Annotated in this window: 16 protein-coding genes and 3 pseudogenes; 6 read left to right on the top strand and 13 right to left on the bottom strand. The window is 54.2% G+C overall.

Features of this window, described 5'->3' with window-relative positions; genetic code table 11:
• Positions 1-140 precede the first annotated feature (140 nt).
• The 4 genes and pseudogenes from H3V53_RS29230 to H3V53_RS29220 all read right to left on the bottom strand — a co-directional run.
• Positions 141-296 (bottom strand): annotated as a pseudogene (locus H3V53_RS29230) (IS5/IS1182 family transposase); the annotation flags it as partial.
• 314 nt (positions 297-610) lie between these two features.
• Positions 611-1,579, bottom strand: coding sequence for an alpha/beta fold hydrolase (locus tag H3V53_RS29225; RefSeq protein ID WP_419539590.1), 969 nt, complete (start codon positions 1,577-1,579; stop codon positions 611-613).
• 188 nt (positions 1,580-1,767) lie between these two features.
• The gene (locus tag H3V53_RS43755; protein ID WP_419539591.1) at positions 1,768-1,944 is read right to left on the bottom strand and encodes a hypothetical protein; all 177 of its coding nucleotides are present in this window, start codon (positions 1,942-1,944) and stop codon (positions 1,768-1,770) included.
• 1 nt (position 1,945) lies between these two features.
• A pseudogene (locus H3V53_RS29220) lies at positions 1,946-2,179 on the bottom strand (IS3-like element ISAzo10 family transposase); the annotation flags it as partial.
• Between the two features lie 220 nt (positions 2,180-2,399).
• On the opposite strand from H3V53_RS29220, the gene H3V53_RS29215 reads away from it, so the two are divergent.
• Complete coding sequence (locus H3V53_RS29215; protein ID WP_336600880.1) at positions 2,400-2,705, top strand: ArsR/SmtB family transcription factor; 306 nt, start codon at positions 2,400-2,402, stop codon at positions 2,703-2,705.
• Positions 2,706-2,732: 27 nt separating this feature from the next.
• Here H3V53_RS29215 and H3V53_RS29210 read toward each other — a convergent pair whose 3' ends face one another.
• From H3V53_RS29210 to H3V53_RS29195, 4 genes are all read right to left on the bottom strand, one after another.
• Positions 2,733-3,359: a TetR/AcrR family transcriptional regulator gene (locus tag H3V53_RS29210; protein WP_336600879.1), complete on the bottom strand. Its 627-nt coding sequence runs from the start codon at positions 3,357-3,359 to the stop codon at positions 2,733-2,735.
• A gap of 205 nt (positions 3,360-3,564) precedes the next feature.
• Positions 3,565-4,776, bottom strand: a complete 1,212-nt coding sequence (locus H3V53_RS29205) for an MFS transporter (RefSeq protein WP_336600878.1) — start codon at positions 4,774-4,776, stop codon at positions 3,565-3,567.
• Between the two features lie 291 nt (positions 4,777-5,067).
• Positions 5,068-5,808: an SDR family NAD(P)-dependent oxidoreductase gene (locus tag H3V53_RS29200; protein WP_336600905.1), complete on the bottom strand. Its 741-nt coding sequence runs from the start codon at positions 5,806-5,808 to the stop codon at positions 5,068-5,070.
• 41 nt (positions 5,809-5,849) lie between these two features.
• Positions 5,850-6,554: an isochorismatase family protein gene (locus H3V53_RS29195; RefSeq protein ID WP_336600877.1), complete on the bottom strand. Its 705-nt coding sequence runs from the start codon at positions 6,552-6,554 to the stop codon at positions 5,850-5,852.
• Between the two features lie 1,361 nt (positions 6,555-7,915).
• Between H3V53_RS29195 and H3V53_RS29190 the strand changes: the two genes are divergently transcribed.
• The 3 genes from H3V53_RS29190 (at position 7,916) to H3V53_RS29180 (ending at position 10,290) form a co-directional block, all read left to right on the top strand.
• Positions 7,916-8,173, top strand: a complete 258-nt coding sequence (locus H3V53_RS29190; protein ID WP_336600876.1) for a hypothetical protein — start codon at positions 7,916-7,918, stop codon at positions 8,171-8,173.
• Positions 8,174-8,595: 422 nt separating this feature from the next.
• Positions 8,596-9,099 carry a BON domain-containing protein gene (locus H3V53_RS29185; RefSeq protein ID WP_336600875.1) on the top strand — a complete coding sequence of 168 codons (504 nt, stop codon included), beginning with the start codon at positions 8,596-8,598 and terminating at the stop codon, positions 9,097-9,099.
• Positions 9,100-9,327: 228 nt separating this feature from the next.
• A complete protein-coding gene (locus tag H3V53_RS29180; protein WP_336600874.1) occupies positions 9,328-10,290 on the top strand; it encodes an NADP-dependent oxidoreductase in 963 nt (320 codons plus the stop codon).
• Positions 10,291-10,439: 149 nt separating this feature from the next.
• On the opposite strand, the gene H3V53_RS29175 is transcribed toward H3V53_RS29180, so the two are convergent.
• Positions 10,440-11,384: a LysR family transcriptional regulator gene (locus H3V53_RS29175; RefSeq protein WP_336600873.1), complete on the bottom strand. Its 945-nt coding sequence runs from the start codon at positions 11,382-11,384 to the stop codon at positions 10,440-10,442.
• Positions 11,385-11,672: 288 nt separating this feature from the next.
• Between H3V53_RS29175 and H3V53_RS29170 the strand changes: the two genes are divergently transcribed.
• Both H3V53_RS29170 and H3V53_RS29165 read left to right on the top strand, forming a co-directional pair.
• Positions 11,673-13,028 carry an amidase gene (locus H3V53_RS29170; RefSeq protein WP_336600872.1) on the top strand — a complete coding sequence of 452 codons (1,356 nt, stop codon included), beginning with the start codon at positions 11,673-11,675 and terminating at the stop codon, positions 13,026-13,028.
• Between the two features lie 152 nt (positions 13,029-13,180).
• Complete coding sequence (locus H3V53_RS29165; protein WP_336600904.1) at positions 13,181-14,296, top strand: branched-chain amino acid ABC transporter substrate-binding protein; 1,116 nt, start codon at positions 13,181-13,183, stop codon at positions 14,294-14,296.
• Positions 14,297-14,422: 126 nt separating this feature from the next.
• On the opposite strand, the gene H3V53_RS29160 is transcribed toward H3V53_RS29165, so the two are convergent.
• From H3V53_RS29160 to H3V53_RS29145, 4 genes and pseudogenes are all read right to left on the bottom strand, one after another.
• Positions 14,423-14,980, bottom strand: coding sequence for a winged helix-turn-helix transcriptional regulator (locus H3V53_RS29160; protein ID WP_336600871.1), 558 nt, complete (start codon positions 14,978-14,980; stop codon positions 14,423-14,425).
• Positions 14,981-15,219: 239 nt separating this feature from the next.
• The gene (locus tag H3V53_RS29155; RefSeq protein WP_336600870.1) at positions 15,220-16,011 is read right to left on the bottom strand and encodes a nitroreductase family protein; all 792 of its coding nucleotides are present in this window, start codon (positions 16,009-16,011) and stop codon (positions 15,220-15,222) included.
• A gap of 230 nt (positions 16,012-16,241) precedes the next feature.
• Positions 16,242-16,715, bottom strand: a complete 474-nt coding sequence (locus H3V53_RS29150) for a MaoC family dehydratase (protein ID WP_336600869.1) — start codon at positions 16,713-16,715, stop codon at positions 16,242-16,244.
• Positions 16,716-16,886: 171 nt separating this feature from the next.
• Positions 16,887-17,300 (bottom strand): annotated as a pseudogene (locus H3V53_RS29145) (aspartyl/asparaginyl beta-hydroxylase domain-containing protein); the annotation flags it as partial.
• Positions 17,301-17,400 lie beyond the last annotated feature (100 nt).

Below are 17,400 nucleotides of genomic sequence, written 5' to 3'. Positions count from 1 at the left end.
CGTTACACAAGACCAGCGGGGAATCGATAAGCACGATTCCCCGTCAGCTTCCGAGTCGTCTGCTTCGTGTGCCTTATCGCGTTGCGCCCCAATGTCTGGCCAGCAGCTCCCCCGTTCCTCAAAAAAATTATTGACCGATCCGAGCCGAATCTCAATTTTGTTGACAGGTCGTGCGAGCGGATACCAGTCTTGAGAACAGACAGGATTCTGTTCAGTGCAACCGCGTTCGCAACCGGCAGCCGGACTGGATACTTCTTGCGCCCTGGTTTTAGCGTTGGCAGCAATGGCTCGATCAATGCTCACAGTTCGTCATCAACGATCGGCGCGCCCATCCGTGGTTCCAGCGCGACTATCCGTGTATCGGTGCGGGGTGGTCATCACGCCCTCGTGCTTCCTGCAAGGAAAGGCGCGGATTCGCCTGTGGGGGCCTGGCGCAGCGTTCATGCAGCGTTCAATGGTGTGGTGCGCGAGCGTTGGCTCGCCACCCGGCGACGCTTGCCGCGCCGGGGTGCGAAGGGCACACCACTGGTAACGGTGGGAACACCGTTCCCCTTAGCAGGACCACGGTTACTCCTGCGCCCCAAATCTGTTGAGACACATTTAAGCACTATCAAGCTAGCGGTTGTCGGTCCAGAAACGTCAGTATGAGCCGCGCGATTTCGTCATTCTGCTCGTCAAATGCGAAGTGTCCGGCCTCTAGCAGATGAATTTCGGCGTCTGGTATGTCGCGCTTGAATGCATCAGCACCGGCAGCCAAAAACGAAGGATCATTTCGCCCCCATAGAACGAGCGTCGGAGGTTTATGCGTCCGCAGCCATGCTTGCCAGTCTGAGTATGAAGCAACATTGGTCCTGTAGTCATACAGTAGGTCCCCTTGAATCTCATACTGACCCAGTCGTGCGAGGTGGGCCGACTCGTCGGTCCAGGTGTCCGGATTGTAGCGTTCTGGATGTGAGGTGCCAGCAGTATGGCGTTGCTCAGTAGCCGCTGGCGACATGAACACATTGAGCACTTCGGGATGCGCTTTGCGGTCAGCCCAGTACTGCGCGATGCTCGCCCACTTCGGACCGAGGCCTTCCTTGTAGGCGTTTGCGTTTTGAATCACCAGTGCGTGCACGCGCTCCGGATGCGCCACCATCAACCGGAAGCCGACTGGACCGCCGTAGTCATGGAGGTAGAGAGAGTATCGAGTGGCGCCAACCTGCTCAAGAAAGTCGTTCGTGGTTTGAGCCAGGTGGTCGAAGGTGTAAGCATACGAAGACGGCGGCGGCGCGTCACTTTGGCCAAACCCCGGAAAGTCAGGCGCAACAATGTGATAACGCGTAGCGAGCAAAGGGATGAGCTGATCGAACTCACGTGACGACGAAGGGAAGCCGTGCAGCAGAACAATCGTGGGCGCGCCTTTAGGACCGGCTTCCCTGTAGAAGATATTTACGCCATCGACCGACACACGATGGTATGTGATCGTAGCGGATGTGGACTCAAGCGGCGCCGCGTCGACTGCCTGGCTGACTATCAGGGTGGCTGCGACGGCCAAAATGGGAAATTTCATTACCAAAAGGTTCCTGTTCTGATTCATCAAAAGTAGTGGGCGAAGCGCAGTGGACGTTACAAATCCAGCGATGGCAATTGCGCCAGAGCACAGGAGGCGCCACTGGTGGTAGTGCTCGCACTCCGGATCACGGTAGGCACCGAAGATTGCCACTTCGGAGACAAACGCGTGAGCCGATTTGTGCATACCAGAAAGAGTTCGCGACTTCAATCGCTTCAACTGTTCGTCTTCTTAATTGCACCGACATTCGCCATGAACAGCTGGAGTGAAGCATGGATCTCAATGTAGTTCGCCGAGAAAGGCGAATTGGTTACAGCGATGGATTTTTGGTCGTACTTTGCGCTATCGGCCGTTGCGAGATGTTCGGCAGCGTCGTCGCCGTGTACTTCCATTGCGGCTGTACAGGTTCAGGATCAGATACAGGTAGAACCATCGAGCCGGTACCGTCGCCGGCAGAAACGTCATGTTCCAGCACCACACCTGGCGCGGCGCCGCTGCGACGTGCGTGGTCGGCGACCGTGCGCTCAAAGGCGCTCCGGCAACGGCACGGCGCGTCATCTGCCCATGCTCGCGCAGCACGCGGGCGAAGGTCGATTCGCTGGCGATGTACACGCCTTCGTCAGTGATCGGTGTGGATGTGGAAACGCCTGAGCGCTGGCGCAGTGATGCGCTGCCACCCTGGTGGCTGACGCATCTCTTCATCGGAGATTTTCTCAAAACCTTGCGGCAACAACGCCGTAGTCGCCAGGAGAAAATATCGGAAATGTGATAGATTATGATCACAATCTTTTTTGCCCGGTGCTAGCCGCGTTATAGCTTCATACGTCAGCATGGGCGAACGCTCATCATGGAAAAAATCGATGTGACCCTGATCCACAAGGCACTGGCGAATCCGATCCGGCGTGAAATCCTGCATTGGCTCCGCACGCCTGAGGTGTACTTTCCAGATCAGGAAATACCGCTCGAGCTAGGCGTTTACGCAGCTACCATCGACCGGCGATGTGGGCTCGCGCAGTCAACTGTTTCTGCTCATTTTTCAGTTCTGACCCGTGCCGGCTTGGTAACGTCTAGGAGAGTGAGCGCATCCGTCTGCTTTAAGCGCAACAAGATCGTGCTCCGTGCCTTTGTTCAACATATGAACGCGGAACTCTAAACTATTGGGCATGGCGCAGAACGTGATCTACGAGGCGTGTGCTGTAACGCGATGACGCTTGGTAGCTGATTCTGGGCGTTTCGAGGACTGGTCTGGCCGGAATGCCACGCGGCGCTTCGCCACTTCTATGATATGTTCGGAGAGTTGAGGGTTGTTGATCAACCGCGCGATAGTTATAGCGCCGACGATTGCCGACATAGTGAAGATCGTCTCTGCCTCGGCCTCAGGACTGCCATCAGTTAGATTTAGCGCAATTTCGAGCAACCGTTCCAACCCATCGGAGACGCCTTGGCGAACCGGAGCGTCAGCCAAAGCAAGTTCTCCACCGGTCTGAACCACTGGACAACCACCCAGTTCGCCATTGCGATACTCCGAGGAAAGGTAATTCTGCAGGTAATTCGTGAACGCATTTGGCCCGGCTGCCATTGCTTCCTCTGCAGCTTTGACAAATACACCAATACTCGCCGAACTTGCTTCGCTGACCAGTTCTTCCTTGGACGCAAAATGCCGATAGAACGCACTATGCGTCAGACCGGCAGCAACCATAATTTCACCAACGCCCGTTGCTCCAATGCCATTGCTTTTGAACATTTTCGACGCGATTTGGATGATATGTTTGCGAGTTTCTGCGGTTTCTGCTCTTGACTTCCTCATTGACACTCCTTCCGGGACATTGCTCAGCCCACTTGAAACAATGGTAGCACGATTTAGAGAATAAAAATCAACTAAACGGCAGCCTTCATGAACGGACCTTGCTACATGGATTGAAACCGGGCGCCGGGCGGAGGACTCATTCGTGCGCTACAGGTCACAGGCGGGCTGTCGTGGCAAACCGCAACCAGGCCAGGATGCGGAGGCATCACTTCGAAGACGGCGAGCCATCTTGCAACGTGTCCATGCGACCCACGATAACAACCATCATGACAGCGAGAGCGAAGATTGACGCGCCTGTCCACATGGACGCATGCAGATTGATTCGATCGACCGCAACGCCTCCAACCAGAGAGCCAAGGCTGATTGAGAGTTGAAACACCGACGTATTCATGCTCTGTGCTGCTTCGGGCGCGTGTTGGGTTTCGTTAAAGAGCCAGAGCTGGGTTCCCACCGGAGCCATACCCCAGGATAGCGCCCATACAAGCAGGCTGGTGACAGCGACCGCAGGGTGATGCGGCAGTGCCGAGATCACGATTAATGCGGCGAAGAACAGCACGGCATTGCCATAGACCGTCTTATGCAGATCGCGGCCGGCTAGTGCACCACCCAGAAAGTTTCCGAAGACGGCGAGGACACCATAAGCCAGGAGCAGTAAGCTGATGGAGTTCGACTGGAAGTTCGCGAGTTGCTGAAGATAGGGTGTCACATACGTGTACCCGGAGAACTGACCAGCGACGATGAAGACTATTGTTAGATAGATTGCGACGATCTTGCGTGACTTGAAGAGGCTGATGAAATCCGCGAGTGTTGAGCCACGCTCCATGGTGATTTTGGGAAGCGAGAAAATCTGCATAAGAAACACTAGCACCGCCAGCACGCTGGCAACTACAAAAGCAACTCTCCAGTCATAGTGCGACGAAATATAAGAGCCCATTGGGACGCTTACAACGGACGCAACCGAGATTCCCGAAAAAACTAACGATGAAGCTTTGGAGATCTGTTCCTTCGGCACGAGTCGTGCAGCGGCTGTAATAGAGATTGACCAGAAGCCGCCAACGCCAATTCCCAGTAACAATCGCGCTACGACCAGAACAGTAAAGTTCGGCGCCGCAGCCGACATCACACCCGAAAGAATTACAAGCGCAGTAAGGCTCAGAAGGACGACGCGACGGTCCAATTTGCCAACAAGGAGAGCCGTCAGCGGGGCTGCCACGAAACCCAGAACTGCTGTCGCGGTCACTGTCAGACCTGCAGTTCCTTCAGAAATACCAAAACCTTTGATGATGCCCGGCAGCAGTCCAACGGGAAGAAACTCGGTTACCACGAGCGCGAAAGCACCGAGCGCGATGGCCCAGACGCCCAGCCACGACGAAGCTGGTGACGCGCTCGCGTCTTGATAGGGCAACGACGTTGACATGTAGTAGAGTCCTTTGAATTGATTAGTTCAATGCCTTGGCTTCACCACTGAACGGGTTTCGTGTCGAACCTGCAGTACCCGAGACAGGCTTGATACGGCGAAATTCGACAAGCGTGAGAACTGGCAGGCCCACTCGGACAACGACGTCACTGCACGAAAAGTCGCTGGCCCGAATGGGCAGACCGCCTCACAGCTCGACTGCACAATTGATATCAGACCTGTCCGCACCCGGCTGGTCTGAATGTCATCGACTCCAGCTGCCAGTGTGCGATCACAGCCTTCCGGGCCCGATTAAGCCGTCAGACCGCCATCGACCGTGAGCTCTGTGCCGTTGATATACTTGGCATCCGAGCTTGCCAGAAACGCCACGGCGTTTGCAATGTCATCGCCTGTGCCATATTGGCCACCGGGAATCCACGGTTTCGTGATCGCTGCAAAATCGCCACTTGCGGGATTCATATCGGTATCGATCGCGCCGGGTTGGACCAGATTGACCGTGATCTCTCGATCACCCAGCTCACGGGCGAGTCCCTTGGTGAACGAAATAAGGGCAGACTTCGTCGTCGAATACACTGCCAAGCCTGGCCAGTAAACGTTGTTTGCAAAGAAGCTGCCAATTGTGATAATCCGGCCACCTTTGCCGAGGTGCGGGATCACTGCCTGGCTTGCCGCGATCGGACCGCGCACGTTCACCCCAAGCTGTGCATCGATGTCTTCGTCAGTTATCGATTCGACAGGAGCAACGCGAATAATGCCTGCGTTGTTGACCAGAATGTCCAGACCCCCAAGGAATTCCCGAGCCTCTGCGACCGAGCGCTTGACGTCGGCCGGAATCGCGCTGTCAGCCTGGATGGCCGCTGCCTTGCGGCCGAACCCCTTCAACTCCTGAACGACTTCGTTCGCTTTATCTGCACTTTTCTCATAGGTGATAACCACATCCGCGCCCTCACGTGCAAGCTTACGCGCGATAGCAGCGCCAATTCCGCGACTTGCACCCGTAACGAGCGCTCGTTTTCCATTAAGCAACATGATGTTTTCTCTCTGTTAGTTAAAAAATTCTTGCTTGCCTGGTATTAAACTGTCGTGGCCGTTGCCACCGCTTTCATGCGGCTAACCGCTTCTTGCGTTGTCCAAACTGCGTTCGCCAGATAGCGGTAATTGATCATCGCGGCCAGGTAAGCATCACCTTCTTCGTTTCGCCCACCGGCGATGGCATCCCGGACCATGGCCACTTCCATGCCTTCTTCGATGATGTCGCGCATGTGACCTTCAAGACAGATGTTTCCAACGGGACCTGCCATGATCACCTTCTCGATGCGCCGCATACGCAGTTGTTTGATCAGGTCGTTGGTGCGAGCCGACGCCCCCTTGTGAGGCGACGTGTTGGCGGTTTTCCCATCTTGCAGATATTTCTTATAGCGCTCTGGATAGTCAGCACCGGATCCGACGAAGCCTTCGAGATCAACCGGGTCCTTGCGGCCAACAAAGCTGATCTGAGTTGCGAGATAGTCGGAGATGGCGCCGCCGGGTGCTACCCATTGGCGATCGGTTGGGAAGTAATAGTGCGGAGAATGAATTACTGGAAGGCCGTACTCTTTGGCGGCGCGCAACAATTCCTCAATATGATCGGGCACATTGTTAGCCTTCAGACTGTGCTCGATCATCGGGTAGTAGCTTCCGCTTTCAGACAAAAATTCATTCTGGATATCTGCCAAAACGAGTGCAGTGTGACCTTTGTCGAGTTGCATCTCGGGATTGCGGTGAGTGAATGTGAACACTTTAAATCTCCTGAAAAATAATAACGTCTTGCGCGAAAATTGACCTATAAACCAATGTAGCAATGCGAAATAAATGATTTTTGCATCGAATGTCGTTGGTACGTTACCGCACGGCTCCTCGTCACGAACGACCAGACCGTGCCGCTTTTCGCCGTCTATGCCTTCATCCCTGCAACCTGCCGTAAAAGCACATCAACCGCTCATTGCTTTCAATTTGCCTTCATCTGGGTTCGCTTTCTTCCCGGCGCTGGCCGCCATGTCGCACGCCTCAGGAAGACTCGTTTAGTTAAGTGTAATTCACTAAACGAAAGTTAAGTTTTCTTTCCTAAGTTGTCAAGATATTTTTTGCTAACGGGGGTGACTACTGACGCCTGAGCCGCACGGCATGTGTCCACCAGCTGGGCTACGCGGCAGTATGACGAGCGTCCCAAGCGATTGATGTGATTCGTGGAATACAAAATTGCATACTGGATTTCGGAGACTTACCTGAAATCAAATAGTCCATACAACGGCCTCAGCGAACCAGAAGCGTAATGAGGTAGGTTGGACGCATATGCATATCACGCAATGCGGCGCCAGCGATCGCCGTTGGGCGGCACCGACCTGATGATGCTGCCTGCGCGGCATGCCAAAACGGACAGCGCACCCGACATTGCGTTGCGCAGCGGTAAGACTGCGACCGCTGACGGGGCGTGCAAGCGACCTCGTCGAGCGAGCCTCTCGAATGGATGCTGCCGAATTCTGTGCCGACCACGACGTGGTATCGCATACTGAAAGGTAGTTAAGAGGTGGAGGGCGCGTCAGTCTGGGAGTCGCGACCGGTCGCCCCGGTCGCGAAGGCTACAGGCCAACCTCGTCGGTCGTCACCCACGCGATATCCGGTGGACCAATATCAATGCCGTCGACCGATCCCGCCGGCGCGAGCCAGAGCCAGTGGAGGACGCTTGCCTTGACCGACGTCATTCCGTCCTGAAGGAGCTGAAGGAACCAACGCAGCTCGCCACGGAGCGAACATCACGTTGATCTTGAAAAAATCTGATTGCGGCGTGACCGTGAGGTCGCCGCATGTGAATGTGTGGCGATCTGATACTAAAGTATTGATGTGCATCTACGGCAGATGCGGTCGATCGAGCGCATCACATCGTGGTGAAAAGGAGGGGTGGGCGAGACGGAAGGTGGGCCTCAAAAAGCATAAAAATTGCCAACATGTCACAATATTTCGAGATGTTACATGAGCGCCACATATACGTTCGGTTTATCACTACAGATTCCGCCTGTGGCAGAGAGATGTCATAGATGTCAGATTCTGCCGGCCGAAGTCATGTAACTCATTTTGTGACCGATAACTTTCTCATCAAATAATGGCACTTTCTAACTCGGAGCGGCAGCGTAGATATCGAAAACGTAAGCTGGGCGCCGGCGGGCGTTATGAACGCCTGAGTTGTTTCGTCTCTATTACGACCAAGCGCAATGTCGAACGGCTGTCCGACTATTTCGGGTGCACGATGACACAGATGGTCGAGCGCCTCATAAACGAGAAGACCGAGTCACTGCTGCGCAAACTCAACGAGGAGGAGCGGCAACGATTTTACGTGCATCTGAAAGTGGTCGATGGCTAGCCGTCAGTTGGATCCGCTTTCTAACCACCGCGCCGGGTGCGAAAATGTGTCGAGGCGCTGGTTGCACACGATTATTCTCGCGCCAGGACATGGGCACTAGATAGTGTGGAGTGAGTCTCGAACCTGGCCACTGTCGAATGAAGAGGGCGAGCTATCACGTCTATGCGCCGACGTAGATCCTGCATCTCCAGCTTGACGGCGCTGTCTAATCAAGATAGCGTTTGATATCCAAAAGACGGAGAAACATAAAACAGTCCAGTAGCACGAAAGTGATGCCGGTCAAACGGACCTGTTGAGGATTGATGCGATCGCAGCGACGCTGCTCTGTCATCTGCGTGCGTATATTGCACAGACGCATTCGTATGTGTATGTCGAGTCGGAAGTGGTTGACTGCTGCCAGTCGTTTTGCTGCGTGCAATAAAATGTCCATCTTCATCCAGTGTATCGTAGGCATGCTAGTCGCTGTCTCGCCGCTTCTTCTTGGTGCGCAGGAGCGCCTGGAGAATCGCGGACACGATCCATTTTTCCAGATTTCTGCTGCCATCAAGAACTGTCCTGAGCCTGCTGGTCCAAGAGTGAGCCACGAGGAGTGGATGAGTCAATCGCATCATCGCATAGAGCACGGTAACCACTGCTGGATCGAGGGCCGTTGCCGACTTCCCAATGCATTTGACTACGATGACGAAATCGCAGATGCGACTCGCAGACGTTTGGAGTGGCTGTCATCGACATTACCAGCGTGGAAACAAAGTACCTTGTGGGTCACGGTCTATCAACGATGGATCCTGATTCAAGGCTGCGTAACAGGGGACTTCCCGAGAGATAAATTTCTTGCAGAGATGGGAGAGGTGGCTGATGCAGAGAGAGTGGTAGGTGAGCTAAGCGATCATCCCGGCCAAAAGCCTCCCTACGCCCTGTTTCACTGATAGCGAACTCAGTTGTGGGTCACAAGGATCCCAGGATCTCAGCGTGAATGTGCAATTGCCATGTGGGTGGTCGAAGCTTGCCTAAAAGCGTTGGTTGTAACGAAAGTGTAGTGCGTAGTTTGGGCATGCCTTGACTATCAGTCAAATGAGAAGGCCGATAGGTCTGAACGGCCGTTTGCCTGGCGTTACGTGGCTGTTTGTTGCAGGTATTGACTTACGGAGGCGATCTTGTCCAGCAATCAAGCGATGATGCGTGCTATTCAGCAGACTGAGTGGGGTTCACTTGATTCGATGAAATTGGTAGAAGTCCCCCGACCGGAGCCTCTTCCGACAGAGGTACTCGTTCGAATAAAGGCTGTCGGGGTCAATCCAATCGATTACCACACGGCAGTGGGCAGAGGCTACATGAATGCGCTGACGCTGCCTCATATCCCGGGCTGGGACATTTCTGGCATTGTTGAAGAGGTGGGGTTTGGAACAACTCGCTTCAAAGTGGGGGATGAAGTTTTTGGCTTTCCGCGTTTTCCGCGAGCAGTAGGGGGATACGCCGAATATGCCGCTGCACCTTCAAGACAGCTCGCTCTCAAGCCTGCAAACATGAGCTTTGAAGAAGCCGCTGCCATCGCCTTGGCAGGTTTGACCGCATGGCAGATGCTTGCGGACGTTGCTGAGGTTGGGCCGGGCACAAAAGTTTTAATCAACGGCGCTGCCGGCGGTGTCGGCCACCTGGCTGTTCAGGTTGCCAAATCACTGGGCGCTTACGTAGTTGGTGTAGCAAGAAAGGAAAAGCACGAACTTGTACGAAAACTCGGCGCAGATCGATTAATCGACTACACGACATCGGTTGTTACTGATGAAATCACTGACGCGGACGTAGTAATCGAGCTAGCTGGAGGGGATGCGACCATTCCGATGCTTAAAGCGCTGCGCAAAGGCGGTCTTCTCATTAGTGCAAGAAAACTGCCGAACATAGCCGAGATTCAGGAAGCGGCAGCGAAACTGGGTGTCAGAGGCTCCTCATTTGTTGCGGAGCCTGATTATGTCGCTCTGGAAAATCTTGCGGGCCTGATCCACCATGGCTCGCTAAAGGTTGAGGTTTCGTCCGTCCTTCCGTTGGAGCGCGCCATCGAGGCGTTAGAAAAAATCCCTCAAGGGCATCTGGTCGGGAAAACCGTGTTAAAGGTAAGCTGATGGAGGTCTGCGGCCCAGATGTGGCCACGAAAGAGGTGAGGTTTGATCGGAGCTATTGATGTTAGCGAGATGGCGTTTTGATTGCATCATGTATATGCGCATGCGCCATCTCGATGTATTCGGCCAGCGCAGATTGACAGCTTGCGCGCTCACTCGCGAGTGAGTTCTGGGTCGGTGAAAGGGAATAGCGCGATCTCAGGCCCGTGCTGCAGGCTGAATTCGAGCATTACGTTCAGCGCCAGGCGAGCGATGGACTCTGGAATAAGACTGTCTGCTGTCCGTCGATAGGCAGCGACCAGCTGTAACGGGGGAATGCGGTGCGTGACCTGCAAGAACTGCAATTGTGAGGTCTCGAGCTCCCGTGCAATGGAAGCCGGGGGGAGAACTGCGATGCCGAATCCATCGACGACAAGCCTGATTATCGCCGCAACGGACGTTACGCAATTGATTTGCACCTGTGTATCGCCATTTTCAGAAAACAGATTCTCCAAAAACTTATGCGGTGGAGAATGACGGGCAAAACTAACAATGGGAAAGACGGCAAGTTCGCTTTCGGTCAAAGGCTGAGCTGAAAGATTGAGCATGGGGCTTGCCATCCAGCGCATTGTCAAGCTACCGAGCGCAATGTTAGCCATGTCCGAGCCACCGACGTTCGTCATCTGAAACGATACGTCAATATGACCATTTAGTAATTGCGTTGAGAGATTGTACGACGTATCGCTCGTCAGTTCGATCGTAAGATTCGGATACTCATCCCGAACGCGTTTGAGCAGGTCTGGTAGCCATGTATGCACGATCGACTCAATTGCTCCGATCCGTAGCAGGCCTGACACCTTCGAACGATCACGCACACTGGATACCATCGCCAGGTTAAGTTTTAACATCTGTTCCGCGAACGGCAATGCTTTTGTGCCCTCTTGAGTGAGCGTCGCATCCTTTGGCCCTCGTTCAAACAGGCGTACCCCAAGCTCCTGTTCCAGCGCAGATATTCGGCTGGAAATAGCAGCCTGTGTCGCATGTAGCCGCTCCGCTGTCAGGCGAAAGCTGCGGAGCTTAGCTAGCCAGACGAACGTCTCAAGAAACCGAAGATTCATTCATCATCCTGATAGAGGTTTTCGGCAAGAATATTTTTGATAACCTGACAGTCTAACTCTATTTTCGTGGCCACGTGACAAGAAAATTTTCTGGAGCGTGACAATTTTTCTTTGTTGGACAGCCTTATTTGATCCACCAAGAATTCAAAAAAGTGACGCGAGTGGCACGCTCCGCTCAGATGCCTCGAACGGGCGAAACGTTGCGTCGAAGCGATGAGGCTCAGTCTAGAGACCAGTGCCGGTCAACATGGGTCTTCCGTGGCTATGCGTGGATATTGTGGGGGAATAATGCGCACAATTCGTGAGACTAGCAACATGCTTGCGTCTAAGGCAATGTCCACGGTGGAGCTGGTCGACGCCAGTCTGGCTGCTATTGAAGTTGACACGGATCACGGAGGTGCAACTTACACCCAGGTCGATCGCTCGGCAGCGCGCGAAGCTGCGGCAGGCAGTGATGCTTTCCGCTCGCGAGGATATGTACCCTCTGTGCTCGCTGGTGTCCCCATTTCGGTTAAGGACCTGTTCGATGTAAAAGGGCAGATAACGACGGCGGGTTCCCGGGTATTACGAAGTTCACATCCGGCGGTGCGCGATGCGGTCGCAGTGGCACGAATGCGCGAAGCTGGGGCTGTGCTCGTTGGGCGGACAAATATGAGCGAATTTGCTTTCTCCAGCCTCGGGTTGAACCCGCACTACGGCACACCGCGCAACCCGGTTGATCCTCGTCTTCTTGCTGGTGGTTCAAGTTCTGGCGCAGCGGTATCTGTCGCACTTGGACATGTCGCAGCCGCATTGGGCACGGATACGGGGGGATCGATTCGCATACCGGCCGCGTTTTGTGGCCTCGTGGGATTCAAGCCGACCGCTCGTCGTGTTTCGCTTGATGGCGTTGTCCCACTTGCACCATCATTCGATTCGATTGGCCCGATCGCTCGAAGTGTCGACTGCTGTGTACTGGTGGATGGTGTGATCTCAGGGCACACCCTCGGTACGACCGCGCGTCCATTGACGGGGCTGCGCTTCGGCATCACATCGGACTACGTCGGAGATGATCTGGATGAGACGGTGAGCACTGCGTTCAACCGGGCGATTGGTGTGTTGAGACGCGCTGGCGCATTGATTGAACGTTTTGCATTTCCGGAGTTGTTTGAACTCGGTGGCCGCTTCCCGCTTGCCAGCATTACCTCGACTCAGGCATGGGCGTGGCATCGAGACCATGTTGCGCGAGATGCGGATAGCTACGATGCCCGGGTACTCAAGCGCCTGCGCACCGGGGAGGGACGCAGCGCCGCAGACTACATTGAGTTGCTCGCTGCTCGCAAACGATTTGTGCGTCAGGCACAGTCACGCCTGGCGAAATTCGACGCATGGCTGATGCCAACCGTTGCGGTCGTCCCGCCGGAAGTAGCGCGTGTCGAGCTCGACGACGAGGCCTTTTTCTCCGTGAACGCCAAGGTTCTGCGCAACACGAGTGTAGTCAATTTTATGGATGGGTGCGCGCTTACTGTGCCGTGCCACCAGGAGAATGAGCTGCCGGTTGGTATTTCGATTTGTGGACCCGCTCTGGCTGATGCGTCCATACTTTCGATCGGACGAAGCATCGAAGCTTTATTGCGCACAAGCAGACAAATTGCGATGGCGTAAGGTATCGTTATCTGTGGCGCAGAATTGGCGTTGAAATTGAACAATGGATAGCAATTATTTGCTATCTAGAGAATAAATACTTGAAACGCTGCCGGACATACCTTATTTGAGTGAGGCCATCGGTGAATTCCTTATCGCGCTATCTTGCAAGTATTTTTGCTCTGACTGTTGTACACGTATGCGCTCATGCGACCGGTTCGACAACGAAACAGGTCCTGATTGGTCACGCTGCGCCGCTCACCGGACAGCTTGCAAACATGGGAAAAGACAGTGAGAACGCAGCCCGTCTCGCAATCGATGAAATTAACGCTCAGCATCCCGTGATAGGCGGGCAGCCTGTTGTTTTGAAGCTCGATTCGCAGGACGATGCAGCTGACCCGCGCACGGGCACGCAAGTTGCCCAAAAGCTCGTCGATGATGGCGTAGTGGCGGTAGTCGGCAACATCAATTCTGGCGTGTCAATTCCCGCATCACGGGTATATAGCGAAGCGCAGGTTGTGCAGATATCGCAGGGCTCCACAAATCCGACGTACACTCGCCAAGGCTACAAGACGACGTTCCGTGTGGTGGCGACAGATGCGCTTCAGGGGCCAGCGCTTGCCCGTTACGCCATCGACTCGTTGCATGCACGCCGCATCGCAGTGGTCGACGATTCGACCGCTTACGGGCAAGGTCTCGCGGACGAATTCATGAAGGCCGCGAAGGCGAACGGCGGCACGATTGTCGCTAGAGAAGCGACGAATGATAAAGCAACAGATTTCCGTGCGATCCTGACCAGAATTAAAGGTCTACAGCCCGATGTCATCATGTTCGGTGGTTCGGATGCTACAGCGGGCCCACTTGTAAAACAGGCGGCCAGCCTTGGAATTACAGCGAGCGTGCTGGGCGGCGACGGAGCTTGTACAAGCAGAATGATCGCTCTGGCGGGCGATGCAATTGACAACGTCGTGTGTTCAGAAGCGGGGCTCGCATTGTCAAAGATGCCGAAAGGGCAGGATTTCGACAGAAGATATGTTGCTCGCTTCAAGACTCCCATTGATGCGTATGCACCCTTTGCATACGATGCCGTTTACGTGATTTATGACGCCATGAAGCGTGCTGGCTCGACCGATCGCCAGAAAATCCTTGCTGCGATGCCCGTCACGCAATTTGACGGGGTCATCGGAAGAATTGCGTTTGATTCGAACGGTGATCTCAAAGATGCTGCAATTACGATCTACCAGTTCAAGGACAAGAAGAAGACGGTAATGGACGTTATCCGGATGTGAGTTCGGGCAAGCGTGGCCGTGGCGCGGCCAGTGGGATCTCAGACCCTCGCGTCTGGCGGGCGCACTGCGTGGCAGACTCGAATGCGGTGTCTCATGGAGCTTGCAACATGATGGTTGGATGCGCTGCTAGGCCGCCTCGCGAGCTGCGCGTTCGCTCGCATAAGGAGCGCTTAGCTTTGGAATAAGATCTGCGCGCGTGAGCAGTTCCCCGCACGTCTCGCACACGGCGCCTAATCCGGCATTCCCCTCGCAGGATTTATGCGTATAGCGTACGGTAATCGGCTCGCCTTTCGATTTGCACCAGTTTTCCCCCCACTCGCGTAAAGCACGAATAATTGGATAGAAAGCCTGCCCCATCTCAGTGCAGTGATATTCGTATCGCGGGGGCCGTACCATGTACGGCTTCCGCCGAATCATCCCACTTTTCTCGAGCTTTTTGAGTCTCGTCGCAAGCATCTGCGGTGTAGCCTGCGTTTGCGCCATCAGACTATCGAATCGTCGATTACCCATAAACAACTCTCGCATGATGACGAGAGACCAACGATCGCCAACGATGGCTTGTGAACGCGAGACTGGACATAGTGTGCCGCTGAGCTTGGACGATTCTTTCACGGTTGTCTCGATACGAGTGTTTAACACACAAATTCTACGAAAAGCCGCCGTTTCGTGCCTTCCGTTTAGCATGGCGTCGCTTTGCGTCGAAGACTGCCCCGTTTAGGAGTTTTTTACTGCTCCCTTGCTGTCAAACCTATTTAACAGGGAAGCCATTCTAATGAAACTGAAACCTGGTTGGTACCGGCTTTCGCTGTAAACGCTCAGCCGATCAGGAGAATCGACAGTCCGCTGTCGAAGTGGCTCAAGGAGATTACATCGGATCCGGGGCGGTCAAACTCAACATTGGCTGGCCGCCTCCGTTCGAAAAACTAGAATGTATTTTCGAAGAGTATTTCCGAACGGTCGACGTAACCAGGCTTCGGCCATGCGGGTTTTGTACTCTTGCCGATGGCAAGCATCATTGCTATAACGTGATTGTCCGGCAGCTTAACGAGTTTGGATACTTCGATAGGATCAAAGCCGATTAGAGGGCACGAATCATATCCCATCGCTTTCGCCGACAACATCATCGTGTGCGCAATGAAGGTTGCCGAGCGAATCCCCTCATCTCTTTGCAACAGGTCGTTGTATTCATAAAATTTTCCCATCCAGGGCACTAACAGATCCTGGATATCCTGGGGTGCATTCCGGAAGTACCGTTCGGGACCTTTCTGCCAGGCTTTGAGATCAGCGCACACAACAAAAAGCAGCGAAGCATCGGTTACCTGTGACTGATCGGCGGCGACAGATCGAATCTGTGCGCGCAAGCTCGCATCTTTGACGTTGACGAGACGCCAATGTTGAGCGTTGAAGGATGAAGGGGACTGGACAGCCAGGTCGATCAAGAGATCCTCCTCGTCCTTGCTGAATCGGTGTGCGGGATCAAAGCTCTTGATTGACCGGCGTTCGCGAATTGCTTGAAACAGATGCATAGTAAGCCCGATAATAAAGTGGTTTCTGGCGGTTGCCACACATATCGGTGATGCTGAATTTTCCACATCGATGAAGCGGGCGTCAGCGCCGATCCGTTGGCAACCTTGAGTGTTGGAGTATATAGATAATCCACAACTCAGGTCGCTTTTTTGCCTAAATTTGAGCGGGTGCAGCAGAGGCGCCTCCACGCTTTGCAGTCGACGCTCGCATTTGGCAGCGTGATTGGCTAAGCCTAGTAATCGACGGCAGTCGGTGGGCGCGACTGCACCGGGAGAGCATATTACTATCTCAGCACGCCAGGGGAAGACGTCGAGATTCGCTATGTCGACAGGTTGACCGGTGAACCAGGCTATATAGCATAAACCCGTTATGTTACCGGGCTACTGGACGTGCGTTCAGCCAGCGTGTGCGCAGTTTTTCAGGGGCGAACGCGCACAAAGTTGATTCCCTTCATCGTGATCACCAACTCGCCCTTGTCGTTTCGTCCTTCCAGGGGCGTGTAAACAAGTCCTCGGTCGGGTTTTGATCGCGATATCCTCTTATCGACGACAGCTACCTGGAGTCGCAGTTGGTCTCCGGGGCGAACCGGAGAGAGCCACCGAATTTCGTCCAGACCGGGTGACGCAAGACTCGCGACCGATGTAAGAAAATGCTCGATGAACAGTCGGGTTATGAGACTGGCAGTGTGCCATCCACTTGCGATCAGGCCGTGGAATGGTCCATTTGCAGCAGCGACGGGATCAGTGTGGATGTATTGAGGATCGAACGTTTTGGCAAAATTGATGATGTCCTCTTCATCAGCAGAAATTGGTCCAAACTCGTAAGTCAAGCCTGGGACGTAGTCCTCAAAATAGCGATCAGAGGGCGGGCGGTCAAATTGACTCAGCGGCACGATTTGTCTCCTGTTCTATAACTGATGCAGAACGCGAGTTCGCCTTGGTCCAGCAAGCCTTTATCAGCAAGAACCTATAGGGCTGGACCTGCCAGGTGTTGCGACATACAACCATCCCAGCCGGCGCTCATCGACAATAAGCAGATTGTTGGGCGAGCGTTCACGCGCTCTTCAGCGCCAGAAAATGGCCAAGGCAATCGTGCCAAACAGGCACCATTTGGCGACATAGTACACGGTGCGATTCCAACTTTTAAGCGCCTTTGTCGCTCGTCTAACGACATAGATGTACTGGAACGCATGGTTGAGCCTACCTGTACGATCACCGATCTCGTTCGGTGACACTGCGGCACGCATGAGGAAATTGCCAACTACATTGATGATGCTCTGAGCCCAGGGATATTTCATCGGCCGTGCGATGTCGCAGAACAGGATGATTCGGTCGTGATCGGTTTCATTCGCAGCATGGTGCATATAGGTTTCATCAAAGACCACGTCTTCACCGTCGCGCCACGAATATGCAATGCCGTCTACAACGATAGCGCAACGGTCATCGTTCGGAGTTACGAGGCCGAGATGATAGCGCAGAGGTCTCGAACGACCCTGACTTCGAGACCAAGGCTGCAGACGTGATAGGCCTCTATCTGAACCCTCCCGCTCATGCGGCAGTGTTCTGTGTGGACGAGAA

The organism is Paraburkholderia bengalensis (genome assembly GCF_037126505.1).
In the GTDB taxonomy this organism is placed as follows: domain Bacteria; phylum Pseudomonadota; class Gammaproteobacteria; order Burkholderiales; family Burkholderiaceae; genus Paraburkholderia; species Paraburkholderia bengalensis.
The sequence above is the reverse complement of the archived record's forward strand: the minus strand, read 5'-3'. Positions and strand labels throughout refer to the sequence as shown.